This is a genomic window from Mycobacterium sp., from assembly GCF_035570115.1.
Taxonomy (GTDB): domain Bacteria; phylum Actinomycetota; class Actinomycetes; order Mycobacteriales; family Mycobacteriaceae; genus Mycobacterium.
Genome location: NZ_DATMLH010000115.1, coordinates 1 through 25,472, shown reverse-complemented (window position 1 = coordinate 25,472; position 25,472 = coordinate 1). Strand labels below are relative to the sequence as shown.

Below are 25,472 nucleotides of genomic sequence, written 5' to 3'. Positions count from 1 at the left end.
GCGTGCGGCGCTGTTGATCGCACCGCCGATGGGCCAGCCGCCAAACCAAACCGGCGATGATGCCCCTCGTTGAGAAGCTCCTAGCTCGTCAGCGTGCGTCGCAGCTACCAGTTGGTCGGCGAGTAGTCCTTCAGGAAGCAGCCGTGCAGATCTTCGCCCAACTCCCCCCGGACGATCGGGTCATAGACGCGGGCGGCGCCGTCGACAAGGTCGAGGGGGGCATGGAACCCCTCGTCGGCGAGCCGCAGCTTGGTCGGGTGTGGACGCTCGTCGGTGATCCAGCCCGTATCGACGGCGGTCATGAGGATGCCGTCCTGCTCGAGCATCTCGGCTGCGCTGGTGCGGGTGAGCATGTTCAGCGCGGCCTTCGCCATGTTGGTATGCGGATGCCCCGGTCCCTTGTACGCCCGGCTGAACTGCCCCTCCATTGCCGACACGTTCACGACGTACGTGCGCCGGGAAGGTGAGGCGGCCATCGCCGGGCGCAGTCGGCTAACCAGAATGAACGGCGCGGTCTGGTTGCAGAGCTGAACCTCCAGCAATTCCATCGCGTCGATCTCGTGCACACGTTGAGTCCAACTGTTGATAGACGCCGTGTCGGGCAGCAAGCCACCTGCGTCGATAGCCGTGCCGGCGGCGAGTCGGTCCGGGGACGCGCTGCGGGCCGCGAGGGCCAGTTCGGTCACCGCGAGCGGAGCATGGTGCTCGGCGAGGCTGCCGGCCAGCGCCGCGGGATGGGCGTCACTGACGCGGTCGAACGTGACCACGTCGACAAGTTCCTGCGGCGGGGTGCGCTCCGCCTCGACGAGCGCAGCGTAGGAGCCGGGGGCTCGGCGCACCGTCTGGGCGGCGTTGTTGATCAGAATGTCCAACGGGCCCTGCGCGGCGACGGTGTCCGCGAGCGCGACAACCTGAGCGGGATCGCGCAGGTCGATCCCGACGATGCGCAGCCGGTGCAGCCAATCGGCACTGTCGGGCATCGAGGCGAAGCGGCGCACGGCGTCGTTCGGAAAGCGGGTGGTGATTGTCGTGTGGGCGCCATCGCGAAGCAGTCGCAACGCGATATACATGCCGATCTTGGCACGGCCACCCGTGAGCAGGGCGCTCCTGCCGGTGAGGTCGGTGCGGGCGTCGCGCTTGGCGCGGTTGAGCGCGGCGCAATCCGGGCAGAGCTGATGGTAGAACGCGTCGACCACCGTGTATCGGCTCTTGCACATGTAGCAGGCACGCGACCGAAGCAACGTTCCTGCGGAGGCTCCCAACGCGGTGGACACCAGGGGAAGGCCGGCAGTTTCGTCGTCGATGCGGCCGGGCGCACCGGTGGCGGTGGCCGCGGTGACGGCGTGATCTGCGGCCGCCACCGCGTCGCGCTTGGCGTGGCGGCGGGCTTTCTTCACCGCCTTGAATATGCCCGCGGTGGCCCGACGCACGGCAACGGCATCGGGATGCTCGGGCGGCAAAGACTCGATGTCGGCCAGCACCATCAGGCACGTGTTGAGCTTGTCCGGGTCGATCGCGTTCACCGTGGAAGCGTACGGGGCTTGTCACGTCCGGCGCAGCGAGGCTAAAGCGGCGGCTGGCCGGGCGGCCGCTAGCGGTTTTTGGACATGTAGAGCAGGATTTCGGCGGTGTAACCCCAGAGTCGGGTCGCGGCGTCGAGGAACGTGGCGGGCCCGGTCCAGTCGTTGCGATGGTACTGGTGCCAGCGATCTGGATTGTCCAGATCGGGCAGCGCCACGGTGAGTACCCGGTGTGTTTCTGCGGGCTGGACCGGATAGACGGGGCCGGGCTGACGCCAGTGGGCGACAACTGCGGTGACGTCGAAGCCCGAGACACCAATATGAAGGCGTGGAAGGTTGACCAGCGGGTCGACGCTGCTGGGGTTGAGGCCAATTTCTTCGGCTGCTTCCCGCAGGGCAGTGGCGGCGGGATCGCGGTCGGTAGACTCCCGGGAGCCGCCGGGGAACGCTACCTCTCCTGGGTGGTGCCGAAGCGTATAACTGCGTTGCAGCAGAACCACTTCGGGACCATCGCTGGTGTCTTTGAGAAGTACGAGCACGGCCGCCTGCCGGTCAGCGATATGTGTCGCAACAGGGTCGTTGGTGTTGAGTTGGCCCGGTGGGGCGGTGCTGAGCGCGGTAACGAGTCGAACAAGTCGCCCGGGAATAATCGCGGCCTGATTCTTTGATCCGGCTGCGGTCAGCCAATCGTCCACGGTGTACGTCGGCGCGGCGGACGGATCGTTACGCATGCCGGCAGGTCGTTCTAGGTCGGGTTGAGGGCGCGAATCGGGATCTGGCACAAATCAGTTCACCACGCTGGCGGCGAGTGGCGAGGGCAGCCGGCGTTGTAGATACCACGCCTGGGTGAGCGCGGACATCGGGGAACGTCACGGCATCACGATGTGAGGTTGCGGGCCAGGAATTCTCGTTCGACCCAGTTGCAGAGGAGTGCAGCGTTCCGGGCACTAATCACGGGTGTCGACGAACAACGGTGCGCTGTTGTTGACGGAGTGACGAGTGGATGTCAGTCTCAGGCATGGCTTTGGAACCGAGCCCAGGCGTGGTCTGCATATGTCGTCGGCCGCCGCCTTCGACAACCTCCTTGACCGGCCAACTCACCGCCTGAAGGGTCGGTGCATGACGGATCGACCGCAGCTGACTAGTTCGATACCCGCATCGGAGTGGGACTACTGCACGATCAAAGATCTCGTGGCGGATCTGCGGTTGCGAAGGGTTTCTGCCCTCGAAGTCTTGGACCACACAATCGCACGCATCGAAGCGCTCGACGCTCGGCTCAATGCCGTGGTGGTCCGAGATTTCGATCGAGCGCGGGAAGCCGCCAAGGCCGCTGACGCTGCCTTGGCCCACGGCGACCACCGACCCTTGTCAGGTGTACCGATCACGATCAAGGAAGCCTTCAACATCGCCGGGCTGCCCACCACATGGGGCTCCCCACGATTCGAACACTTCGTACCCGCAGAGGATGCGCTCGCCGTGTCCCGGCTCAAGAGTGCCGGCGCCGTCGTCCTGGGCAAGACCAACGTGCCCCTGGCCCTAGCAGACTTCCAGTCCTACAACGACGTCTACGGAACGACCAACAACCCGTGGGACGTCGGGCGATCACCTGGCGGCTCCTCCGGCGGGTCCGCTGCGGCACTGGCCGCGGGCTTCGGCCCGTTGTCGATGGGTTCGGACATCGGCGGCTCACTACGGGTTCCCGCGCACTTCTGCGGCGTGTACGCGCACAAGCCGAGCCTCGATCTGGTGCCGACGCGCGGTCACAGCGCACCCCCGCTGGCGCCGTTGCCGGGGAACGGCGATCTGGCCGTTATCGGCCCGATGACTAGGACCGCAGCCGATCTCTGGCTGGCCTTGGACGTGATCGCCGGTCCGGACGAGCACGCCGAGGGGGTGGGCTACCGGCTGGCATTGCCCGCACCCAGGCACGCCCACCTGAAGGACTTCCGCGTGCTCGTCGTCGACACGCATCCACTGATCCCGACGGGCAGTGCCGTCCGCGAGGCGATCGGCCACTTGGCAGAGCGGATGGCCAAAGCGGGCGTCACGGTCTCGCACTCGTCGGCGTTGCTGCCCGACCTTGCCGCTTCGGCCCGCCTGTACATGAGGCTCTTGACGGCGGCCAAGAGTCTCGGCATGACGAGCGACGGCTTCGAGGAAGCCCAAAGGCTCGCCGCAGCACTAGATCCCGGCGATGACGGGCTGGGCGCTGCGCGCGCCCGCGGCACTGTCATGACCCATCGTGATTGGCTCGAAACGGACCGGGCGCGGGCGCAGATGTGGGAGCAATGGAGCACATTGTTTTGCGACTGGGATGTCGTCGTCTATCCGGCGGCCTCGGTGCCGGCCTTTCCGCACGACCATTCGCTGCCGATCGAGGCTCGCCATCTCGAGGTCGACGGTAACGAATACCCCTACTACGACGCGTGTTTCGCGTGGGCGGACCCAGCCAGTACCTGCGGGCTGCCCGCGACCGCTGCGCCGATCGACCATTCGCCGAGCGGTCTGCCGATCGGAGTGCAAATCATCGGGCCTTACCTCGAAGATCTTACGACGATCGCCTTCGCCGAACTCCTGGAATGGGAGTTCGGCGGCTTCGTACCGCCTCCGGGTTACGCCTGACGTGAAACACGGCCGCCAATTCTGCTCGAGCCGCTTGCCCGAGAAGGACTCAGCCGAGGCGCTGGGCCGCTCCGTCACACGAGTGAACCGATCCCGCACCACACTCGTGACATGTTCGAACTTTGTTGGCGGTTACGAGTCGGAGAGGGTGGAAACGCATGGCCCATGAGGACAGCGGTGTGCTGCCGGACCTGCATTCGGAAGTTCCGAACGTCTGCATTCCAGTGCATTCGGTTGGACACGTCGGGGTCAAGCGGATCGTCGCGATCGACGAGCATGACAGTGCGGCGATGGTCGTCATGGATATCACAGTCGGTTTGTATGCCCACCAGCGTGGCGCGCACATGTCGAGGCTGATCGAATGCATCGACCGGCCAGGTCCGCAGCCGACCGTGCTCGACTACGCCCAGGGCATCTTCGAGCGGCTGCGCGACGCGGTGCCCGGCGCCGCGTCCTGGTCGGTGGACGCGCGGGCCACCATCGTGTTGCCGCACGACGGCGGGTTCAAGCCGATTGAAGAGATCTGCCGGATCGAGGCGGCAGACCGGACCGAGGTGACCTGGGGCGCCGCATTCAAGGTTTGTCTGGCCTGTCCCCAAGCCCAGAGCGCGATCGCCTTTGATCGTGACGATATGGACAACGTCGGCGAGCACCCGTCCCACAATCAGGTTTGCGACCTGGAAATCACCGTGACCGGGGACTTGACGACGGTGGCCGGTCGTTCCCTGGCCGAGCTGCTCGCCGTTGGAGAGTGCGCGGCCAGCGGGCCGGTGCGGGAACTGCATAAGCGACGTAGCGAAGCCGACGCGGTCACCGCCATCCACCACCACGCGGTGTTCGCAGAGGATGCGCTCCGGGCAATCGCCGACAAGACCAGGGCCCAGTTCCCGACGGCTACCAGGGTCACTTGCCAGATCGTGAACTACGAGAGCATCTTCGAATACCCCCTCCGCTGCGTCGTCATCGTCTGATGAGATGTTGATGCAACAGAAAAACAGGCCCGAATCTAGTGCTCTGACCAGTGCTTTCTCTCGTGGAGCTGCCGGGAATCGAACCCGGCGTTGCGTTCTCGGGTCTTGACGGCGTCGAGAGCCGGTCACCGACCGCGGCAAGCCGCAGGTCTTAGAGCCGCGACGTCGTCAACAAATTGGACACCCAGATCACTCGGCTCGGCGGCCCGAACTTCGCGCAGCTGCTGATCAACCGGCCACACTTGTCGGACACCCGAAGTTTTCTGCGCTGGTGGGTGGATACCCCGATAACGGAAACGCAAGCAGAGAATTTGCCACGCTCGAGACCGGTCTGGTCGCAACTCAAGGAACGGGTACTCCAGATTGGCGGAGCCCATTCCGCGGACCGATTTCCGAGGCGCCAGATGGCTACCGGGGTGCCGGGGACAGTCCACTTTGGACGCGTTCGCATCGTGAACTTTCTACAGAAATCACTGAGATGCCCGGTTACGAGCGGGCGCTCTCACGCTGCCGCTGCAGGGGACGGCGTTTCCGGGCCGGCCGGACTGTCAACCAAAGCCAAGTCTACCGGCGGTTGGCGTGGGGCTCGGGTCATGAGCGGTGGTCACCCGGTCAATCACCTCGGGTGCTGATTTCCCACCCGCGGTTCGTTGAACCGCGTCATTCGAACCGCCCCCGGTAAGTCCGAAGACCTAACGGGGCGGGAACCCAGCGCGTGGGTGGGTTCGGCATTCGGCGTCACCGACTCGCTACGATGCAGCCAGACTCGCCTGGCGTTGTGCGTCAATTGCGTTAAGGCCTTGGCGCTCCGAGCTTGCCGTGGGCAGCGCGTCGCTGGGGTCACCGATGTGCAGGAGCCGTCGAACAAATGGACTGTCGACAATGGCCCAGTGCGTTCCCGCGGTGCGGCAGTCGTTATCGAGCGTGTTAAGGACGGAAATGCCTCTGGCACAGAGAAAATTAACCCCGCTTAGGTCGAGGATGAGGCCGGGTGCCTCTAGAACGAACCGGCGGGCGTAGTCGTATAGGCGGTCGATGTTGGTAGCGTCGATGTCACCAATGACCTTCACAACCGTCACCTGGTCTCGGCAATGAGCGCGCATTTGGGCGCCATTGCAATCGACGGCGCAATTGCCGGAATGTGACGTGAAGCCAGGAGTGGCGACGTTTGGAAAGAGGGGAGTTATCATCGGTGGAGCTCGTTTCGATCGTGGGTACAAAGTGGACTCGGTAGGCCTCGATCGGATCGAAAGAAGGCTGTAGCCAGTCCACAAGATCCGTGATGTTGGGAGGATTTGGCTGATGCGCTACCCGGCGTGTCCACAGGCTGTCAATTCAACCTCAATGCAAGACTACCGCACGTTGCGGTGACTCGCATTACCCCGTTCGCCGCGCGCTATGCGACGCTCATAAGGATGTGGTCGAAAGTTGAGCGCCGTGGGAAATACCTACGCTGGTGATCTGGGGTGACCACGCCGCGATCATCCGTGTCGAACACGGCTCAGCGGCGCGGGCGGCGCGACCTGGCAGCCAGCTGGCGGTGCTGCCCGGTGTCGGACACTTTTCCCACGTCGAATCCCCCGCTGCAGTCGTTGCCGCGATCGAGGAGTTTATCGCAGCTAGTCCCGATCCGAATAACCATGCGACACACCCACATTCGCAGTTACCACCGCCGCCAAGCATATCAGAGACAAGCGAGGACCCCGGGCGCTTGATGTTTGGGCGAGCGGGCTGGCCGACAACCTCGAGTCACGCAGGGACATTGGGATCGCCATCGGCGTGCTCATGGGTCTGCGCGGATGTCCGCACAATGATGCGGTCAGCGATTCGCGAGCGCGGTTCAGGAAATGGGACTTAGCCCTAGCGAGCTAGGGCGCGCGCTGGTGGATATGGCCAGCGGTAACGACAACTCACCGCACCAGGCGGAGGTGCAGCATCGGCGGCGCCACTTGCTGGCGCTCAAAGGATTCGGACGGCGACCGGAACGGCGCCGCGAGGGGTCAGCCTGTTCGGGTACCGTACGGCCCCGAAAACAGGTCAACGAACCGCTGATTACCCGGAATGGCGGCGCGTCGACGCCCGTTGGTCAAATAGGTTGCGCCATAGTCTATTACCAGTGCTGTCCGTCGGTTACCAGCGCAGATCAGCCCGGTGATTCGTCCTCTGCATTCTTCTCCGCTTGCACCTGCCCCGTCGGATGCGCGGTGTCGCGGGGATCTAGGTCCCCAGCGTCGCTCTTGACATTCCGATTCGGTTCAGCAACGTCGGTCTCCGGTGCGGCAGGACCGGAACTGCCGGGCTGAGCGGTATTCATGCCAGCTCCTCGTCGTAGTCAGTGCTGCATTCGTGGCGCGCTCCGCGCCGGACGGGAATCACACTTTCTGGAATTGAGACACCCCGCCGGAGCGACCAGAGCCGCTCTGACGGGGTACTCGAATCCGATTAAGCCCGCGGACTATTTGCGCTGCGAGCGCCCGAGCCAACGAGTTCTGTGTTGTTGCGTCGCTTCAGCCCAGCCAGTCCGACCAGGCCGAGTAGGCCTGCCAGGCCCCACAGACCGGTCTTGTCGCAGCCCTGGTGGTTGCCGGGATTGTTCATGTCGTCGGCCTGCGTCGTTGTAGTCGATGACGGGACCGGCGCGCTGGGTGCGGTTGCGTTGGCGACGCCCGCACCGCCAAACATCAGGGTGCCAGCGATCAAAGTGATACCAAGGGTTTTACGCATGTGTGTGCTCCTGCACTAGTTGGTATTTCGCAGACCTGAACCAGTGCTCTCTAGTCTTAGGGCTGAAAAGGAAGCCACGAGTCAATCAGGCTCAACCCGTAAATACCCTGAGAAGACAGGGGGTAAACCTCACACCCGCCCGAAGGCGTAGGGGATCCGCACCCGGGTGTCGATGATGGCTATCGGATTCATGAGCATGAATCACGGTCCACCGTTTCCCTGTGGCGTTGCCGGGGTATCACCTCCGCCGTGACTTCTTTATGGCTGAGCGACCGAGTCGAACAGCCTTGGGCTGCAAGCGAGCTTGACGAGGGTCCCCGGTCCGCCGATGTCATCGTCGTGGGCGCTGGGATTACCGGGCTGATGACCGCGGTTCTGTTGGCCCGCGCCGGCAAGGACGTGCTGGTGTTGGAAGCCCGCACGGTGGGTGCCTGCGCCACCGGAAACACCACCGCCAAAGTCAGTTTGCTGCAGGGCAGCCACCTGTCGAAGATCCTGTCCAAACACGGCAATGGCGTGGCCCGTGCTTACGTGGACGGTAATCGTGAAGGTCAGGATTGGGTGCTCGACCATTGCCAGTCACACGGTGTGGCGGTGCAGCGCGAGGATGCCTATACCTACGCGCAGTCCGGCGAAGGCGTGGCGGCTGCGCGCGCCGAGCTAAAGGCGTGCCTGGCGGTGGGCCTGTCCGCCACGTGGGAGGACGGCGCCGAGGTCCCGTTTCCGTATCACGGCGGCGTGCGGCTGGCTGAGCAGGCGCAGTTCAATCCGATGTCCTTCCTGGACTCGTTGGTCGTCGAATTCCTCAGCCGCGGCGGACGGTTAGTCGAGCACTCCCGAGTGTGGCGGGTGTCGGGCCACGGAAACAGCCTGCGCGTCCACGTCACCGACGCCGCGCAGCAGGACGTCGAGATCGAGGCCGCGCAATTGGTGCTTGCCACCGGAATTCCGATCCTGGACCGCGGCGGTTACTTCGCGCGCGTGAAGCCGAGCCGGTCCTACTGCTTCGCTTTCAGGGTCCCCGGCGACATCACCCGGGCGATGATGATTTCCACCGACTCGCCGACGCGTTCGGTGCGCTACGCACCCGTCGCCGACGGAGAGCTGCTGATCGTGGGCGGCGCGGGCCACACCGTGGGTCGCGAGAAGAGCCCGTCCAAGGCGCTGGAGGAACTGTCGTCGTGGGCGCGCATGCACTACCCGGGAGCGGAGCAGACCCATTTCTGGTCGGCGCAGGACTACACGCCGATCGACGATTTGCCGTACGTCGGTCCGATCTTGCCGGGCAGCGAAAGCATCTTTGTTGCAACGGGTTTCAACAAGTGGGGGATGACAAATGGTGCTGCCGCAGCGTTGGCGCTATCGAGCCGCATGCTGGGCGGGCGGATGGACTGGTCCAGCGCGTTCGCCAGCTGGAGCACCCACGAACTCTCGGGCCTGCGAACGGCCATGCAATCCAACCTCGAGGTCGGCTTTAACTTGACCAAGGGCTGGATCACCCCGGCGGCGCGCACCGGCCGTCGTGGCCCCGCCGAGGACGGGGGCGGCGTGGTGAGCGGTCCCCCTTGGCATCTGGAAGCCAGATGCCGGGTCGACGGCACCGAGCATCGCGTTTCACCGGTGTGCCCGCACCTCGGGGGAATCGTGAACTGGAACGACGCCGACAAGGCGTGGGAATGCCCGCTGCACGGCTCGCGGTTCGCCCCGGATGGCACGCTGCTCGAAGGACCGGCCACCCGTGATCTGACCGCCTCGCAGTGAGGACGACCAGCGACGCTCATTCGTTGCTTCGGTTTGCGGACTCCGCCCGATGAGCCTCCGGGGTGGACGGGTCGCTTGATTCTGTCACGGTGCGGTGCGGCGGTACGCCGAAAGTGACATCGACTTTTTCAAATACCTTGGCCCGCTCGGCCTCTGCCTTGGCCGCGTAGGTGCTGCGGTCACCGTCGGTCAAGTCGACGTTTTCGGTGAACGGGGTAAGCAGCGCCCGCGGGTACAGCCGCTCGACGCGCACCACGTTGATCTCCGCGCACAACACCACCAGAGTCGCCGCGATGTATAAGAACGCCAACATTCCTAACACCAGGGCGAACACCGCGTTGGTGGCGCTCGCGCTTTTAATCACATGCCCGATGTAGACCGCTCCGAATGACTGGAGCGCCTGCCAACCCACCGCGGCGGCTACCGCGCCGAGAGCTACTTGCCGCACAGTCAAATTCCGTGCGGTACTGATCCGGAACGCCAAAATGAACACACCTGCGTTCACCGCGACCGAGGCCATCAGCGCAATGACTTTGATCCCCAAGCCAAATGCCCCCGCGCCCCCACCCAGCGCGGACAGCACCGTGGTGCCCAGCAATGCCAAGCCGCCGGTGGCCAACAGCAACAGGCTGCGGCCCCGCGCTCGAAACGGATCAGGGCGCTCATTGCGCGGCACCGTCCATACGGTGTTCATCGCATTCTGCAACGCTTGCGCGCCGCCGAGCCCGCCGTAGAGCGCGCCCAGAACTCCCACGAGTATGCCGACCACGCCCCCGCTGAGCTGTTTGGGCCTATCCAGTTGCGATCCGATGACCGGGAACTCACTCAACGCCGAATGCTCTACGTGCGCGCGCAATTCGGGATGGCCCGTCAGCACCCAACCCAGCGCAGTGGATAGCAGCAACAGTAACGGAAACAACGATACGAACGCGTAATAAGCGATCAACGCCGCCAGATAGTTGCCCTGATCGTCGACGTATTTGTAAATCACCGCCAGCGGAAACCCCAGCGCCGGGTAACGCTGCTGCCAGGCATCGAGACGATCGGTCAAACCCACGGCATTGCCCTAGTTGAAACGGCTCGGCGCGTTGAGAGGCGCTACCGTCCTCTCACCCGATTGGTGATGCGACGCCCGGTGGCACCTAGATAGATGCCGATGAGGATGCACGCGGCGACGACGCCGACGAGGAAGGGAATGATCTTGAATCCACCATTCTGGTTGGAATAGCCCAGTTTGTAGGACACCCAGGTTCCAACGAATGCGCCGATCGCGCCGAGTATCACAGTCATCACGACTCCGATGTTTTGTTTGCCGGGCATGACGAGCCTGGCCAGTCCACCCACGAGTAGTCCGATGACGATGGCGCCAATGATTGTCCCGATCACTTGAACTCCTCCGGTGGGGCTGGGTCATGTCGCTTGGTGTGGAGATACCCGTTTCTTGTCGCGTTGACCCTGTTAGTCCGCCCCGAATACAGATGCACGGTCGACCTAGATGGTCTTGGCGGCGGCGAGCTTCGAGTTGATCAACATCAGCGGCGCGTGGGGGTCGTGCGGTTGGGGAATGGCCCCGAGAGCGAAGTCTGCGATCACGCCAGGGCGAAAGATGACGCAGTGCGTGGAACCGCCGAACTGGAAGTAGCCGAGCTCCTCTCCCTTGGCGACGTGATAACCCGGGGTGATGCTGGGGTCGATAATGCAGGAGGACACCTCCGACATACCGACCGGCACGAAAGCCACCAGCCCGATCACGGGATTGTCAGCCTCGATGAGAATGATTGCCCGCGCGGCGGTATGCGCCATGTAAGACTGCGAATTCGTCGGCTCGACCGCATCGGTGCCTTCGGAGTCGGCCTCGGAGTAGTAGGTGCCCTCCTGGACGAAGGCCCGCACGATCGTGCCGGCGACCGGGCTGTGCCACCGGTGGAAGTTGGTCGCGCTCAGAAAGGCCTGATAGATGGTTCCGCCGACAAACTGATCAACCGACTCGTCTTGTGCGAGCAGATCCTGCAGCGAATAGGGCTGAGTCTTGATCCAGAAACGGTCCTGGCGCGCCACGTCGGTGGCGATGCCGTACGGGGTCGACTCGCAGGCGTTGGCGATCACCGTGTCGTCGTCGGGGGCGGCGACCGGACGCTGGCCGTCCTTGAAGCGTCGGGTGAAGAAGTCGTTCCACGAACTGAAACCCCAGTGTTCGTCGGCGGGGTCGTGCTCGAACTGCTCGATCCCGACGGCCCGTTGCGCCGCAACACATTTCCAGCCCGACGGTGAATCGTTGAGCACGTACAGCGAATCAGGGCTGTCGAGAAACTCGCACCAGGCGGTCAGGATCTTTTTCAGCATCGCGTTGATCCGGGGATCGCGGAACGCGGCGAACCCGGCCGGTGTGCCCATCGTCCAGTCCAGAATCGCCCCCAGTGGGGTGGCCACCATGTTGTCACCGAACTCAGGTGCCGTCGTCAGCACCTCATTGATCAGGCGCAGCATCTGCGGCACGCTCTCCAGGTGCCGCTTTCGGTAATGCTTGGTAGTCGGTACCTGCGAGATCATCTGGTGCATGTACATCCGCACCACGGCATCGGTGTCGATTAACTCCTGAAATTCGACGAGCACCGGATGAAGCACGATCTGCTCGCCGCGCGCCTCCACCCGCTCCCGGTGTCCGGCGAGCCAGGCCTCCAAATCGTCTTGATCGTCGGGCAACCAGCCGGCCCGGCGGCGGACATCCACAGCATGCGGCGAACGAGGCGTCACAGTGAGACCCTCCTGCATCGAGAAACACGACTCGCGTTCGCCCCCACCGCAGCCGAGGGGGGTTTACTCACGAGCAATGAGATCACTTTTTGGTTGAGGCGGCGGCGCGGAAAGCCCCGAATGCCATCCGATTTCAATGCCGCGTGGGCGGCGTTATGACCGCATATCCCGTGCACACTGCCGCCGGGATGTGCTGAGGCACTTCCGAGGAAGACGTTGCGGATCGGGGTCTCGGCGCGTCCGAAGCCGGGTGATGGCCGAAAGATGAGTTGTTGCTGTAGCTGCGCGGTCCCACCGTTGAGCGCTCCCCCACTAAGGTTAGCGTCTGCCGCTTGCAGATCCGACGGGCGTTGTACCACCCTCCCCACAACGTGGGAGGCAAAACCGGGCGCGTGTTCTTCGATGACACGGTCCACCGACTGTGCCAGCCGGTCCGCGGACGCGTTATCGTTCCGTTCCCGCGGCAGATGTGTGTAAGCCCAGGCACTTTCGGTGCCGGCAGGAGACCGGCTGGGATCGGCGGTCGTCATTTGACCGAACAGCATGAATGGATTGTCCGGCACGGTCGCGGTGTTCAGGTCTGCAAGCCAGCGGGTCAGCCCGTGACCGTCGGCGCCGAGATGCACGGTGCCCGCTTCCCTTAGGGACTCTGAGCGCCACGGGATGTGCTCATCGAGCGCATAGTTCACCTTAAGTACGGGGGTGTCCCAGATGAAATGAGTCAGATCCTGGAATAGCCGCTCGGGCAGTGCATCCCGCGGCAGCAACCTCTGATACAGATCGGGCGCGGAGACGTCGGCCACCACAGCGCGACGCACGCCGATGGTGTGACCGCCGACGGTGCGCACCGCCACCGCGTGATCATCGCGGACGTCGATGGCGTCGACTGCCGCGTCGCACCACAGCTGCGCCCCGGCCGACGTGGCGCGTCGCACCAGCGCGGCGGTCAGTTGCCCGGCACCGCCGACGGGCACCGGGAACCCGGTGTCCTGGGCGAGCATCAGCATGAGGAACCCCATTACGCCGCTGCCGGGTGCGTCGATCGGCACATCGGCGTGCAACGCGTTGCCGAGCAGCAGCAGCCGTGCCGCGTCGCCGTCGAACAACTCACCGGCCATCACACTGGCCGGCAACATCAGCAGACGGACGAGCCGCAACGCCTCAGCCGTGCCCAGCTTCCGGAGCAGCTGAATGGGGCCACGCAGCGGCGGGAACGGCGCAAAGAGCGTGGTGATCAGTGGGGCTCTGATGGCCTTCCACAACTCGACCAGCCGCCACCAGTTGTCGCCGTCGTGGGCGTCTCGGCGGGCCAGTTCATTCGCTGTCCGTGCTGGATCGCGGTAGATGACCGGTGCGTCGTCGTCCGACCCGTTACGAGGGTGTCCCACGACGGCCGGAGCATGCGACCATCGCAAGCCGTGTTCTTCCAGGTGCAGCGCGCGAATGGCCGGCGAGACCACCGACATCGGATAAAACGCGCTGTAGAGGTCGCTGACGTAGCCGGGTATCAGTTCGGCGCTACGCACCGCGCCCCCAGGATCGGGCTGAGCTTCCAGGACGAGCACGTCCCAGCCGGCGTCAGCCAGCACGGCCGCGGCGACCAGTCCGTTGTGGCCGGCCCCGATGACGACCGCATCCACACTGGCCGGACCGCTATCCGGGGGCATCGGGGGCTTGCTGTTCGGCGATCTTGGCTAACCGCCACGTGCATTCACGGTTGCGTGGAGCCACCCCCAGCAGCTGCACACTGTCGGGCACCCAGCGCAGCGGGCGGCTCACTACGACCTCACTCATCGCGACGCGGCACCCTCCGTCGGGAAGATCGGTCAGCTGCAGCGTGATTCGGGCCTTCCCCACCGGCCGGATCTTCGCCAGCAGCACCAGCTCCTCACCGGGGACGCTGCGTTCTACCACGGTCTCGTCGTCGATCACCGCCGGCCAGGTGCCGATGGAGTGCAGAATGCGGGTGCCGGGTGCGGGCCAGTTCGGGTCGACCGCGCGGATCCGGCTGTTGCCGACCACCCAGCCTGAGTAGGTCCATCCGTTGGCCAGTACGTCCCACACGCGTGGACGGGTGGCAGCGATGTCTCGGGTGACGGTCATGGGTGTGTCCTTCGTTTGGAGAACGTATCTGCGGCTCCGCAGCGCCGATGAGGGTAGGGGTACCCGAAACGAAGAAAAGGACGCGCTAGTCCGTGCTGAACCCGGCCCCGCCTCACCGGGACCGGCCGAATAGGTCGGAACCGCGCCGGGTAGAACACGTCCGCCGTTAGCTCGGACTGGTGTCGCGAACGGCGCGAGCTCCCGGATCGCCTGCCCGACGATCTGTTCGTGATAGCACCGGCGTCGCAGGAATAACGTGATATATCACGTGTTGAACTGATCTAACTGCTTGGCGATTGTGCCCACGTAGAACAAAGGAGATCGCTATGGGTCAGCTTTCTGGGAAGACGGCACTTGTCACCGGCGGCAACTCCGGCATCGGCCTAGCCACCGCGCAGCGGTTTGCAGCCGAAGGCGCACACGTCTTCATCACCGGACGAAACCAGAAGACTCTCGACGACGCCGTGGCGTCGATCGGTGTGGAAGCAACCGGCATCCGCGGCGACGTGTCGAATCTCGACGACCTCGACAACGTTGCCGATGCCATCAGGGCCCGTGGACGCGGCCTGGATGTTGTGTTCGCCAATGCCGGCGGGGGCGAATTGGCGCCGTTGGCCGACGTGACCGTCGAACAGTTCGCCAACACATTCCAGATCAACGTCGGCGGAATCCTATTCACGCTGCAGAAAGTCTTGCCCTTGCTAAGAGCAGGAGCGTCGATTGTGTTGACCGGTTCAACCGCCGCGTACGGGGGGACACCCGCGATGGGCGTGTACGCGGCGTCGAAGGCTGCCATCCGTTCGCTGGGACGCACGTGGGCGGCTGAGTTGGTCGATAGGGGTATCCGGGTCAACACCGTCGTACCGGGTCCAGTTGAGACGCCGGGACTGAAGGGCCTGGCACCGAGCGGCCAGGAACAGGCACTGCTCGACGCCCAGGCATCGAATGTGCCGATGGGCCGGGTGGGGCGGCCCGAGGAAGTCGCCGCCGCGGTGCTGTTCCTCGCCTCCGACGAGAGCAGCTTCATGACCGGAACCGAGCTGTTCGTCGACGGCGGCGAAAGACAGCTATAACGAAACGACACTCGCTAGATCGGAGTGAATAAATGACACGAATAGCGCGAAGCCCGAAGTGACCCTCAGGTGTCGAGGTGCTCGCCGAAGGCGATCGGCTCACGCGTGAACAGATACGTCGCCCAGTTCAGCTTGGTGACCGTGCGGTCGGCCGCACGGGCCACGCGCAGCTGCTCACCGCGGTACTGCCCGGAGACCGTGCGGTACACGTCATCGGAGATCTTCTCGAACACCGACGGCGGAAACCCGGCGGCCGCCGGCTCGTCGCTGCGCGCCTGGAGCCGGCCCTTCTCCACCACGAACACGAAGGGATGGCCTTCGGAGAACCAGCGACCGAGGATGCCGCGCAGCTCGTCGGGCACCTCGGTGCCGGCCCGCCACGGCTCGTCCTCCAGTGGGTCGTGCTCGACCACATGGTCGGCCAGCTCGATCGTCAGCACGTCAGGCGCCGGTGTCACCGTGGCGTTCATCAGCGCGATGCCACCCGTGCCTGACTCGCGGTGGGTGAAGACGCCGGTTTTGTAGCCGGGCATCGCGCCGGCGTGGCCGACCCAGGTACGGCCGGTGGCCGAGCGCATGAGGAACAACCCCAGCCCCATCGCGCCGGTCCAGACCTCGGTGTTGAGCAGGATCTGGGGCTGGCACATCTCCTCCATCGTGTCGGGGCAGAGCAGCTCGGCGGGCGGGTCGGCCACGAACGCCGACCAGCGGGCCAGGTCGGCGGCCGTGCTGGCCAGGCCGCCGCACGGCGCCATCGCCTTGAGGTCAATGACCGGCTCCACCCGCGGGACGTCGTCGTACGGCGCGACGTAGTAGCCCGTCGCGTGGGGCCCGACGTCGAACCCGACCGTGGTACGCCGCAGCTCCAGCGGCTCGAGCAGCCGCGTACGCAGCGACTCCTGCCAGGGCCGCCCGTCGAGCTCCTCGACCAGCTGGCCGAGCATCGCGTAGACGACGTTGGAGTAGTGCCAGCGCGCGTGGGGCTTCAGGACCTGTTCGACGTCGTCGAAGTCGCGACGGAGCTCCCTGGCGTCCGGCTGCTCCAGCGTCTCCCAGACATCACCAAGCGGCTCGCGGGCCATCCCCGAAACGTGGGCGAGGCACTGCCGGACGGTGACCGGATGGGACACCTCCGGGACGTGGTCGCCGAGCAGGTCGTCGAGGGCGAGCCGCCCCTCGTCGCGCAGCTGCATGACCATCACCGCGATGAAGGTCTTGGTGTTGGAACCGACCAGGAACTGGTCGTCGGGCCCGGGCGCGCGGTCGTCGTCCAGATCCGCGACGCCGATGCCGTCGCCCCAGGCGAGCCCGCCCCCACGGCACACCGCGGCATAGAGACCCGGGACCCGTCCCTCGCGCTGGTTGCCGAGAGCGATGCGTCGAAGGCACCGGGTCGTGGCGTCCAGGAGCGGGCTCATGGCCCGAATCTAGCCCTGTTGGGTCGGATCGTCGGGGTGTGCATGGAACCCGGGATGCTCCGGTTGTCCGGCCTTAGGACGAAGTACGGCCGACGTTGGCGCACCGCACACTTCTCACACGACCATGGGCATGTGCACACTGGTGGCATGGAGGTATGTGATCTCACCGCCGCCGCGACCGCACCGCCCACGCCGTGGTCCTTACGCCGGGCCCAGGCGTCGATGCCGCCGCGGCGGGCGTGATCGTGCCCGCCGGTGGGCCGGAGCCCAAGCCGCGTCGCTCGCTGAACGGCATCTCGGACATACGCGCGTTCTTTCACACCAACGCCGTGCCGCTGTACTTCATCTCGCCGACCCCGTTCAACCTGCTCGGCATCGACCGCTGGGTACGAAACTTCTTCTACCTGAACTACTTTGACTCTTTTGAGGGCGCGCATTCGCGCGTGTTCGTGCCCCGGCGGCGCGACCGCATTGATTTCGACTGCATGGGGGATGTCTGCAACCACCTCCTGAGTGATCCCGAGACACTCGAGTTCATCGCGCGACGAGGCCCCGGCGGCAAGGCCTGTTTTGTGATGGTTGACGAAGACACCCAGGCCCTGGCCCGCCAGGCGGGGCTCAATGTCATGCACCCCCCGGCCGAGCTTCGCCAGCGCCTGGGCTCCAAGGTCGTCATGACGCGCCTCGCCGATGAGGCGGGCGTGCCGAGCGTGCCTCACGCAATCGGGCGGGTCGGCTCCTACGACGACCTGTCGGCACTCGCGCACAGCGCCGGGCTGGGAGATGACCTGGTCGTCGAGATCGCGTATGGCAATGCCGGCTCCGGGACGTTCTTTGTGCGCGGCCAGCGCGATTGGGACCACTGCGCCGGTGACCTGGCCGAGCAGGAAGTCAAAGTCATGAAGCGCATCCGCAACGTCGAGGTGTGCCTTGAGGGCGCCGTGACCCGCCACGGCACCGTGGTCGGCCCCGCGATGACGAGTCTGGTCGGTTACCCGGAGCTGACTCCCACCAAGGGCGCCTGGTGCGGCAATGACATCTGGCGCGAGGTGCTGCCGCCCGCACAGACGCATGCCGCCCGAGAGATGGTGCGAAAGCTGGGCGACATCCTGCGCCGCGAGGGATACCGCGGCTACTTCGAAGTGGACCTGTTGCACGACCTGGACGCCGACGAGCTCTACCTCGGCGAGGTGAACCCGCGCCTCAGCGGCGCGAGCCCGATGACGAACTTGACCACCGAGGCCTACGCCGACATGCCGCTGTTCCTCTTTCACCTGCTCGAATACATGGACGTGGAGTACGAGGTCGACATCGACGAGATCAACTCGCGCTGGGAGCGTGGCTATGGCGAAGACGAGGTCTGGGGTCAGCTGATAATTTCGGAGACCTCGCCGGACGTGGAGCTCTTCACCTCGACCCCGCGCACGGGTGTTTGGCACCTCGACGAAGACGGGCGTGCCTCCTTTGCGCGCCAGGGCAACGACTGGGCCACACTGCTTGACGAGTCCGAGGCCTTCTACATGCGTGTTGCGGCGCCTGGCGATTTACGTTGCGAGGGCGCCCAACTCGGCGTGCTCTTCACCCGCGGGCACTTGCAGACCAACGACTACCAGCTCACCGAGCGCTGCCAGCGCTGGGTCAAAGGCATCAAAGCGCAGTTCGTCTCGACACCGCTGACGCCGGCCACGCCCATCGTTTCACGGCTCGTCGCACGAGCGTGAGCAGCGGCCGCACGATCTAAGACCCTGGATCTGCTGCGCCGCGGTAAACCGCGGCGTCCTCGATATCCACCCGGGAACGGTCCGGCAGTGCCGCGACGCAGCCGATCGTGATGATCGCGGCAAGGACGATGTAAATCGAGATCGAGTAGGGCGTGCCGGTTTCGTGCAGCAGCCACGTCGCGATCAACGGCGCAGGGCCGCCGGCGAACACCGACGCCAACCGGTAGCCGAGCCCGGCGCCGCCGTAGCGCAGGTGCGTCGGGAAGCTTTCGCCGATCAACGCGGCCTGCGGGCCGTATTCCATCGCGTGCACCTGCAGCGACACCACGACCGCGACGAAGATCAGCACCGCGCCACCGTGGGTCAACACCGCGAAGTACGGGAAAGCGATCAGCGCGGTCAGCACGGCTCCGGTCAGGTAAACGCGTTTGCGGCCGAGCCGATCGGACAGCTGCGAGAAGAACGGAATCGCGGCGAGTTCGCACAGCGCGCCGAGCAGGACCGCGTTGAGCACGAACGTCTTGGAAAAGCCGTGCCGCGATACGACGTAGATCAGCACAAAAGTGGTGAACAGGTAAAACGGCATCTGTTCGCTGAACCGCAGGCCAGCTGACAGCAGGATCTCCCGCCAGTGGTTTCGGATCACCTCGATGATGGGTGCGCGGGCGGTCTTCCGCTCCTGCTGCACCTTGGCAAACATCGGCGTCTCGAGGATCTTCAGCCGGATCACCAGGCCCACCGCGACGAGCACCAGGCTGAGCAGGAACGGCACCCGCCAACCCCATGAGGTAAAGGCCTCAGGTGACAGCGTGGCCGAAAGCAGTGTCATGCCGCCCGTGCCGAGCACCAGGCCGAGTGGCACGCCGAGCTGGGCGAAACTACCGAGCAGGCCGCGTCTGCGCTGGTCGCCCGACTCCATAGTGATCAGCACGGACCCGCTCCACTCCCCGCCGATCGCGAGTCCCTGGATCAGTCGCAGCGCGACCAGCAGCAGCGGCGCAGCCAAGCCGATCGTCGCCGTGTTGGGCAAGATGCCGACCAGCGCCGACGAGATGCCCATGACCAGCAGCGTGACGATCAGCGTGGCCTTGCGGCCGATCCGGTCGCCCCAGTGCCCGAAGATCGCGGCGCCCACCGGGCGGGCCGCAAACCCGACAGCGTAGGTCGCGAACGACTGCATCGCGCCGGCGTACGCGCTGGATGCGGGGAAGAACAGGTGGGGGAAAACTAACGCCGCGGACGTGTTGTAAAGGAAGAAGTCGTACCACTCAATCGTCGTGCCGATCGCGCTGGCCATCGCCGCGCGCCGCACCTGTACCTGTTGCCCCGCCCTGTCCGCGACTACCACAGCTCATAGTCTGAGGCCCGGAGGCGAATTATGGGTCGAGACACCGGGCTTATCTCAGGTTAGAGCCGCAAACGCGCAAAGCTACCCCGCAGAAGCTGAAGCGGCTCAACAAATTTCATTCCCCAGACGCCTCGGGCGTCGGGGAGCAGGCGCTCGGCCAGGAAGCTCTGCCGGATGCGACGCACAGTCATCAACACGAGCAGGCTGACCGCGAGCTTGCTTAGCGCCACCCGACCCGTTCGCTTCCTCCAGGTTGAAGGCGTCGAGCCAGCGCGCCGGCCGCAGTGGTAGCCGATGCACAGTGCTGTCACCAGCGCGGAGATAACCGCAAACGCTGTCATGAAGAACAGCGTCCTTCGTCGCAGTCGCGGGGAGGTCACGTGCGAGATACACCTCGGCCAACAAGCAGCAAGCGATCACCACCGCTTTGCCGGAATCCGAAAACGCGATGCGCCGCCAGCATGGTTTGGGGACATAATGTAAGGGTGTGACCTACCGCACAGGATGGAGGAAGTGACAGTCATCCCGCCCGCGCATCCGTCGAGTGTTCAAGGAGGATCGCCGTATGGATGCATGGCTGATCTGGTTGATCATTGCCGTGGTGTTGCTGATGGTCGAGATGCTCACTATCACCGCAGCTGTCGGGATGCTCGGTGTCGCCGCACTGATCACCGCGGGCTTCGCCGTAGTCGGACTACCCGTTCCTGTCCAACTTCTCGCGTTCACAGTCACCGCCACGATCGGGTTGCTGCTCATCCGCCCCATCGTCCGTCGGCACATGCTTCGGCCCCAGCTCGAACGTTTCGGCGTAGACGCATTAATCGGTAAGCCCGCCTATGTCGTGTCAGAGGTGTCCCGGCTGGACGGCAGGGTTCGCATCGGCGGTATCCGCGGCGAGGAGTGGACGGCGCGCGCCTACGACCAAACCCTGGTGATCCCCGCCGGAGCGACCGTCGACGTGCTGGAGATCAGCGGCACCACCGCGCTCGTGTACCCCCGGGAGTAACCCATGGAAACTGCACTTTCTCTTATCCCCGGACTGGTCATCGCGCTGTTCGTAGCCTTCACCGTGCTGCGGGCGGTGCGCATCGTGCCCCAGGCGCGTGCCCGCAACGTCGAACGGCTCGGCCGCTACGACCGCACGTTGCAGCCCGGCCTCAATTTCGTCATCCCCTACTTCGACCGCGTCTATCCGATGATTGACCTGCGGGAACAGGTTGTCTCGTTCCGACCGCAACCGGTGATTACCGAGGACAATTTGGTCGTCGAGATCGATACTGTGCTCTATTTCCAGGTGACCGACGCACGCGCAGCCGCCTATGAGATCGCCAACTTCCTGCAAGCCGTCGAACAGCTCACGGTCACCACACTGCGCAATGTCGTCGGGTCCATGGACTTGGAGCGCACACTCACCTCCCGCGACACCATCAACAGCCAACTCAGAGGTGTGCTGGACGAGGCCACCGGCAAGTGGGGGCTGCGGGTCAACCGGGTAGAGATCAAGGCCATCGACCCGCCGCAATCCATCAAGGATGCGATGGAGAAGCAAATGCGGGCCGAGCGCGACAAGCGTGCGGCAATCCTGGGCGCCGAAGGCCAACGCCAGTCTCAGATCCTCACCGCCGAAGGTGACAAGCAGGCCGCCGTCCTGCGCGCCGAGGGCAACCGGACCGCAGCGATCCTCAAGGCCGAAGGCCAGGCCCGCGCTATCGACGAGGTATTTCAGTCCGTGCACCGCAACGACCCCGACCCCAAACTGCTCGCGTATCAGTATCTTCAGATGCTGCCGCAGCTGGCCCAGGGCCCGGGAAACACGTTCTGGGTAATTCCAAGCGAGGTCACCGCCGCCCTGCAAGACGTGTCCCGCGCCTTCACCCAGGCGCTGCCCAAGTCATCGGCCACCCGCGACGCCTCCTCCGACGACTTGGCAGCGCACGCTGCCGCCGATGCGGCTCAGGCGGCACAAGCCGCCGCCGATGCGCTCGAATGCGCGGCCGAGGCCGACGGCTACCAGACCGCCTCGCCATCGCGCCCGTAACGACCGGTCGGGTAGCTTCGAAATCGCTTGCGCCAAAATGCTTGCTGACCGGACCGCGCAGCTGAACGGCAGCCGTCCAGCAAGCGCACGGCGCTATCGGTATGACGAAGGAGTACCCCTTGCATTATCTGAGCCGTCGCCTCTGGGCCTGCGGTCCCGACGCGTTGTACCACGCCATCCAGTCCGGGTCGGAGGTAATGCAGTGAACCGACTGCAGCGTGCAGACGGGGTCACGTTGGCCTTCCAGGTGCACAACCCGAACGCGCCCGGTGTGCCGCTTTTGCTCACACACGGTTTCGGCGCCACCGCGGGCATGTGGGACCCGAATGTTAATGCCTTGAGCGTCGACCGGCCGGTCATCGTGTGGGACCAGCGGGGCCACGGCAGCAGCGACGCACCCGACGACATGAACCGCTACACCGAGCAGATCAGCGTCGCCGACATGGCCGCCATTCTCGACGCCGCGGGTGCCGATCGGGCTGTGGTCGGCGGAATGTCCTTGGGCGGCTACCTATCCCTGGCCTTCCACCTCGTCCATCCGCAGCGGGTGGCCGCGCTGGTGCTGGTGGACACGGGACCGGGCTACCGCAACGACGAAGCCCGCGACAAGTGGAACGCGTGGGTAGAGCGACGTGCCCAGGAACTCGAACGCGGCCGAACCCGGGCCGACAGCTCGGCGGAACTCGCGCAGGCGGTGCATGCGCATCCCGAGGGGCTGCCTCGCGCCGCGCGCGGTGTCATGGCGCAAAAGGACGCCCGCGTGATCACATCGCTCGACAGCATCACGGTGCCGACATTGGTGATCGTCGGCGCCGAGGACACCGACTTTCTGGCCGGGGCCGATTACATGCACCGTCATATCCCCGATTCCTGCAAGGTTGTCATCGACAACGCTGGGCATGCGGCGAATATGGACCAGCCCGAGGCGTTCAATGCGGCGGTGCGCGAATTGCTGGAACAGCTGTGACCGCTCCGGATGTCACCGTCGAATCCGCCGGCCACGTGGCCGTAGTAGAGATCCATCGGCCCCCGAACAACTTCTTTGACACCGCCCTGATCAAGGGCATCGCCGACGCTTACGAGCGGCTGGACGACGACGTCGAATGTCGGGCGATCGTGTTGTGTGCGGAGGGAAAACACTTCTGCGCCGGTGCCGACTTCTCCCGGCCCGCCGAGGATCGTGTGTCGCCCAATGAGCTTTATGCTCAGGCCATCCGGTTGTTCCGCACCAGCAAGCCGGTTGTCGCCGCGGTGCACGGCGCCGCGATCGGCGGCGGACTCGGGCTTGCCCTTAGCGCGGACTTCCGGGTGGCCGGACCCTCCTCGAAATTTGCGGCCAACTTCAGCCGGCTCGGGTTTCATCCCGGCTTCGGAATAACGGCCACGTTGCCACGTGTCGTTGGCCAGCAAAAAGCACTTGAGTGGATGCTCACCGGTGAGCGTTTCAGTGGTGAACTCGCTTGCGCAGCAGGGTTGGTCGATGAATTGGCCGCCGACGGTGGTGTGCGCCCGGCGGCGATCCGGTTCGCCGAACGAATCGCCGCGTCGGCTCCCTTGGCACTGACAAGCATCCGTGCCACCGCGCGCGCCGGACTCGCTGAGGCTGTCGCCGCGGCCACCGCCCGCGAGTTCGAAGAACAAACCCGACTACAGGCGACCGCCGACTTCCGCGAGGGCGTGGCAGCAGCGGCCCAGCGCCGCGCTCCGACGTTCACCGGTCGCTGAAGGGTGCCGTTCCGTCGATGGCGCACGGAAACGCGGCCGTGGTTTCAGCGACGCGAGGTCCAGCTCGTCCTGTTTCTGACCGACAACGCAGCGGTCACGCCATCGCCCCGAACCGGGGGGTCAGTCGCGGGGCGGGTCCATGTCACTTGCAAAGGGATCGGGCCATTGGGCAGCCAGGGTTGTTCGGCCACCGCGTCGGTCACCTTCCAGGTGCCGCGCTCGGTCACGCCGAGTGCCGCGTCGATGACCTTGTAGTGCTGAACCTTGCTGCCGATGGGCTGCGACTCGACCCACACCACCACCAGCTCGCCCGGTGCGAATTGAGCCTCGTCCTGCACCGCCGCGATCAGGTCCTCGTTGTGCAGGTGACCATCGCCGAAGTTGAAGCCGATGAGCGAGTTGCAGACAAGCTCCGCCTCACGGACTGTCCGGATGTCGATATCCGGGAGATTCTTCACCAGCACCGAGAACAAACCGCGGCCCTGGCTGTGCATGGACCGCCATCCGACCGTTTGCTGATTGAAGATCTCCGCCCACTGCGGCTCGTAACCGAATGCGACCAACTGGTCGATCTGGTTGGGGGACGAACGCGTAACGCTGTTCAGCTTGTCCTCAGCGCCGGGGGCGAACGCCCATACCGCCGACGCCCAATTGCCCGCGTACTGCCGCATGGCGGGCAGGAAGGACACCAGGTCGGGACGAAGGTTGCCCAGCACGGGGAAGAACAGTAGGCCGGCCACGATCGCCACGGTCAGCAACGGCGAGGACATGTCCGCGATGCTGTAGCCGCCCCAGTTCGGGAAGCCGACGAACAGGAAGATCGCGCCGTAGGCGAATAGCACGTTCCATTCCAACGGCACCGCGAGTGGGAACGTCGAAATGATGAACAGGTGAAACGCAACCATGATCCCGACCGCGATGAATGTGAGCCACGGCCAGGGTGAGAGCAATAGGGCAAGCGGGGCAAGGATTTCCACGACGCTGCCCGGACCGTGTGCCATGAAGCTGGCGAGGTGGGACGGACGCAGGTCGTTGGGGTAGTCGCGGTAGTGGGCCCGCTTGAGCCACTTGAGCGGAAGGGTCGGGCTGTTGCTCACCATCGGCGGTATCACGTTGGTGAAGTGCAGGCCGAATTTCGAGACGCCGGCGCTGATCCACACGAGGCCGATCAGCAGCTTCAGGGCGATGATCATGTCGACGAACGGCAACACGGTGAAGAAGAACAACGCCGGCAGATACTGCTCGCCACGCGCGGCTAAGAAGATTGTCTTGTCCCGCAGCCCGATCATGACCAGCAGCACCATCGGGGCGATCAGCAGCGTGGGGTTCACCAGACCGGACGTGTTTTCCGGCAGCGCCGCCGACAGCGAATCGCTGCGCACACCGGGCATCACCAGCGCCACGATCACGCTGACGATCAGGGCCAAATAGAGTGCGACGTCGAACCAGGTCCGACGGTTGCCCGCGGTGAATGGGACTCGCCGCCACGGCCGCAACCTGATCGTGCCGGGCCGGGCCCAATACAGAATGCCTCCCATCATCGGCTTGGTCTTGCCGGCCAGCGGCCCCCATGACCCGGCGACGCCGATGGTTTCGAGCAGCACCGTCCACAGGATTGCCTTCTGGTAGACGATCGGCTGGTTCCACCACTCCGAAACATGCCAGAACGCCGGCAGTCCGGAGGTCAGCGTGGC

At 64.8% G+C, this 25,472-nt stretch carries 23 protein-coding genes; 9 read left to right on the top strand and 14 right to left on the bottom strand.

Going from position 1 to position 25,472, the window contains the following annotated elements:
• Positions 1-104 precede the first annotated feature (104 nt).
• Both VNW74_RS10300 and VNW74_RS10295 read right to left on the bottom strand, forming a co-directional pair.
• Positions 105-1,523, bottom strand: a complete 1,419-nt coding sequence (locus VNW74_RS10300) for an SDR family NAD(P)-dependent oxidoreductase (RefSeq protein ID WP_325676502.1) — start codon at positions 1,521-1,523, stop codon at positions 105-107.
• A gap of 68 nt (positions 1,524-1,591) precedes the next feature.
• Complete coding sequence (locus VNW74_RS10295; RefSeq protein ID WP_325676501.1) at positions 1,592-2,251, bottom strand: CoA pyrophosphatase; 660 nt, start codon at positions 2,249-2,251, stop codon at positions 1,592-1,594.
• A 388-nt stretch (positions 2,252-2,639) separates the two neighbouring features.
• Here VNW74_RS10295 and VNW74_RS10290 point away from each other — a divergent pair, with 388 nt between their 5' ends.
• Together VNW74_RS10290 and VNW74_RS10285 are read left to right on the top strand one after the other, a co-directional pair.
• Positions 2,640-4,142: an amidase gene (locus VNW74_RS10290; protein ID WP_325676500.1), complete on the top strand. Its 1,503-nt coding sequence runs from the start codon at positions 2,640-2,642 to the stop codon at positions 4,140-4,142.
• Between the two features lie 158 nt (positions 4,143-4,300).
• Positions 4,301-5,113 carry a GTP cyclohydrolase, FolE2/MptA family gene (locus VNW74_RS10285; protein WP_325676499.1) on the top strand — a complete coding sequence of 271 codons (813 nt, stop codon included), beginning with the start codon at positions 4,301-4,303 and terminating at the stop codon, positions 5,111-5,113.
• Positions 5,114-5,862: 749 nt separating this feature from the next.
• Here the strand turns inward: VNW74_RS10285 and VNW74_RS10280 are convergent.
• The 3 genes from VNW74_RS10280 to VNW74_RS10270 form a co-directional block, all read right to left on the bottom strand.
• Positions 5,863-6,216, bottom strand: coding sequence for an STAS domain-containing protein (locus VNW74_RS10280; protein ID WP_325676503.1), 354 nt, complete (start codon positions 6,214-6,216; stop codon positions 5,863-5,865).
• A 1,040-nt stretch (positions 6,217-7,256) separates the two neighbouring features.
• Complete coding sequence (locus VNW74_RS10275) at positions 7,257-7,427, bottom strand: hypothetical protein (RefSeq protein WP_325676498.1); 171 nt, start codon at positions 7,425-7,427, stop codon at positions 7,257-7,259.
• 128 nt (positions 7,428-7,555) lie between these two features.
• Positions 7,556-7,837: a WGxxGxxG family protein gene (locus VNW74_RS10270; protein WP_325676497.1), complete on the bottom strand. Its 282-nt coding sequence runs from the start codon at positions 7,835-7,837 to the stop codon at positions 7,556-7,558.
• A 249-nt stretch (positions 7,838-8,086) separates the two neighbouring features.
• On the opposite strand from VNW74_RS10270, the gene VNW74_RS10265 reads away from it, so the two are divergent.
• Positions 8,087-9,598, top strand: coding sequence for an FAD-dependent oxidoreductase (locus tag VNW74_RS10265; protein ID WP_325676496.1), 1,512 nt, complete (start codon positions 8,087-8,089; stop codon positions 9,596-9,598).
• Positions 9,599-9,614: 16 nt separating this feature from the next.
• Here VNW74_RS10265 and VNW74_RS10260 read toward each other — a convergent pair whose 3' ends face one another.
• The 5 genes from VNW74_RS10260 to VNW74_RS10240 all read right to left on the bottom strand — a co-directional run bounded on the left by VNW74_RS10260 (position 9,615) and on the right by VNW74_RS10240 (position 14,455).
• Complete coding sequence (locus VNW74_RS10260) at positions 9,615-10,655, bottom strand: YhjD/YihY/BrkB family envelope integrity protein (protein WP_325676495.1); 1,041 nt, start codon at positions 10,653-10,655, stop codon at positions 9,615-9,617.
• 41 nt (positions 10,656-10,696) lie between these two features.
• Positions 10,697-10,984, bottom strand: a complete 288-nt coding sequence (locus VNW74_RS10255; protein WP_325676494.1) for a GlsB/YeaQ/YmgE family stress response membrane protein — start codon at positions 10,982-10,984, stop codon at positions 10,697-10,699.
• Positions 10,985-11,089: 105 nt separating this feature from the next.
• Positions 11,090-12,352, bottom strand: a complete 1,263-nt coding sequence (locus VNW74_RS10250) for a phosphatidylserine decarboxylase family protein (protein WP_325676493.1) — start codon at positions 12,350-12,352, stop codon at positions 11,090-11,092.
• The gene (locus VNW74_RS10245; protein WP_325676492.1) at positions 12,349-14,019 is read right to left on the bottom strand and encodes an NAD(P)/FAD-dependent oxidoreductase; all 1,671 of its coding nucleotides are present in this window, start codon (positions 14,017-14,019) and stop codon (positions 12,349-12,351) included. Before VNW74_RS10245 ends, VNW74_RS10250 begins: the two co-directional genes overlap by 4 nt.
• Complete coding sequence (locus tag VNW74_RS10240) at positions 14,006-14,455, bottom strand: SRPBCC family protein (protein WP_325676491.1); 450 nt, start codon at positions 14,453-14,455, stop codon at positions 14,006-14,008. Before VNW74_RS10240 ends, VNW74_RS10245 begins: the two co-directional genes overlap by 14 nt.
• Positions 14,456-14,781: 326 nt before the next feature.
• On the opposite strand from VNW74_RS10240, the gene VNW74_RS10235 reads away from it, so the two are divergent.
• Positions 14,782-15,528 carry an SDR family oxidoreductase gene (locus VNW74_RS10235; protein ID WP_325676490.1) on the top strand — a complete coding sequence of 249 codons (747 nt, stop codon included), beginning with the start codon at positions 14,782-14,784 and terminating at the stop codon, positions 15,526-15,528.
• Positions 15,529-15,593: 65 nt separating this feature from the next.
• On the opposite strand, the gene VNW74_RS10230 is transcribed toward VNW74_RS10235, so the two are convergent.
• Positions 15,594-16,946, bottom strand: a complete 1,353-nt coding sequence (locus VNW74_RS10230; protein ID WP_325676489.1) for a serine hydrolase domain-containing protein — start codon at positions 16,944-16,946, stop codon at positions 15,594-15,596.
• Positions 16,947-17,185: 239 nt separating this feature from the next.
• Here VNW74_RS10230 and VNW74_RS10225 point away from each other — a divergent pair, with 239 nt between their 5' ends.
• Positions 17,186-18,667 carry a biotin carboxylase gene (locus VNW74_RS10225; protein WP_325676488.1) on the top strand — a complete coding sequence of 494 codons (1,482 nt, stop codon included), beginning with the start codon at positions 17,186-17,188 and terminating at the stop codon, positions 18,665-18,667.
• A gap of 16 nt (positions 18,668-18,683) precedes the next feature.
• On the opposite strand, the gene VNW74_RS10220 is transcribed toward VNW74_RS10225, so the two are convergent.
• Together VNW74_RS10220 and VNW74_RS10215 are read right to left on the bottom strand one after the other, a co-directional pair.
• Positions 18,684-20,015 (bottom strand): MFS transporter, encoded by a 1,332-nt coding sequence (locus tag VNW74_RS10220; protein WP_325676487.1) that lies wholly within the window; start codon positions 20,013-20,015, stop codon positions 18,684-18,686.
• A 59-nt stretch (positions 20,016-20,074) separates the two neighbouring features.
• Positions 20,075-20,356 carry a hypothetical protein gene (locus tag VNW74_RS10215; protein ID WP_325676486.1) on the bottom strand — a complete coding sequence of 94 codons (282 nt, stop codon included), beginning with the start codon at positions 20,354-20,356 and terminating at the stop codon, positions 20,075-20,077.
• Between the two features lie 224 nt (positions 20,357-20,580).
• Here VNW74_RS10215 and VNW74_RS10210 point away from each other — a divergent pair, with 224 nt between their 5' ends.
• The 4 genes from VNW74_RS10210 to VNW74_RS10195 all read left to right on the top strand — a co-directional run bounded on the left by VNW74_RS10210 (position 20,581) and on the right by VNW74_RS10195 (position 23,778).
• Positions 20,581-21,021 carry an NfeD family protein gene (locus VNW74_RS10210; protein WP_325676485.1) on the top strand — a complete coding sequence of 147 codons (441 nt, stop codon included), beginning with the start codon at positions 20,581-20,583 and terminating at the stop codon, positions 21,019-21,021.
• Positions 21,022-21,024: 3 nt separating this feature from the next.
• Positions 21,025-22,053, top strand: coding sequence for an SPFH domain-containing protein (locus tag VNW74_RS10205; protein ID WP_325676484.1), 1,029 nt, complete (start codon positions 21,025-21,027; stop codon positions 22,051-22,053).
• Between the two features lie 202 nt (positions 22,054-22,255).
• Positions 22,256-23,020 (top strand): alpha/beta fold hydrolase, encoded by a 765-nt coding sequence (locus VNW74_RS10200; protein ID WP_325676483.1) that lies wholly within the window; start codon positions 22,256-22,258, stop codon positions 23,018-23,020.
• Positions 23,017-23,778, top strand: a complete 762-nt coding sequence (locus tag VNW74_RS10195; RefSeq protein ID WP_325676482.1) for an enoyl-CoA hydratase/isomerase family protein — start codon at positions 23,017-23,019, stop codon at positions 23,776-23,778. Before VNW74_RS10200 ends, VNW74_RS10195 begins: the two co-directional genes overlap by 4 nt.
• 44 nt (positions 23,779-23,822) lie before the next feature.
• On the opposite strand, the gene VNW74_RS10190 is transcribed toward VNW74_RS10195, so the two are convergent.
• Positions 23,823-25,472 (bottom strand): DUF3556 domain-containing protein (locus tag VNW74_RS10190; RefSeq protein WP_325676481.1); only part of this gene is annotated, 1,650 nt, incomplete at its 5' end.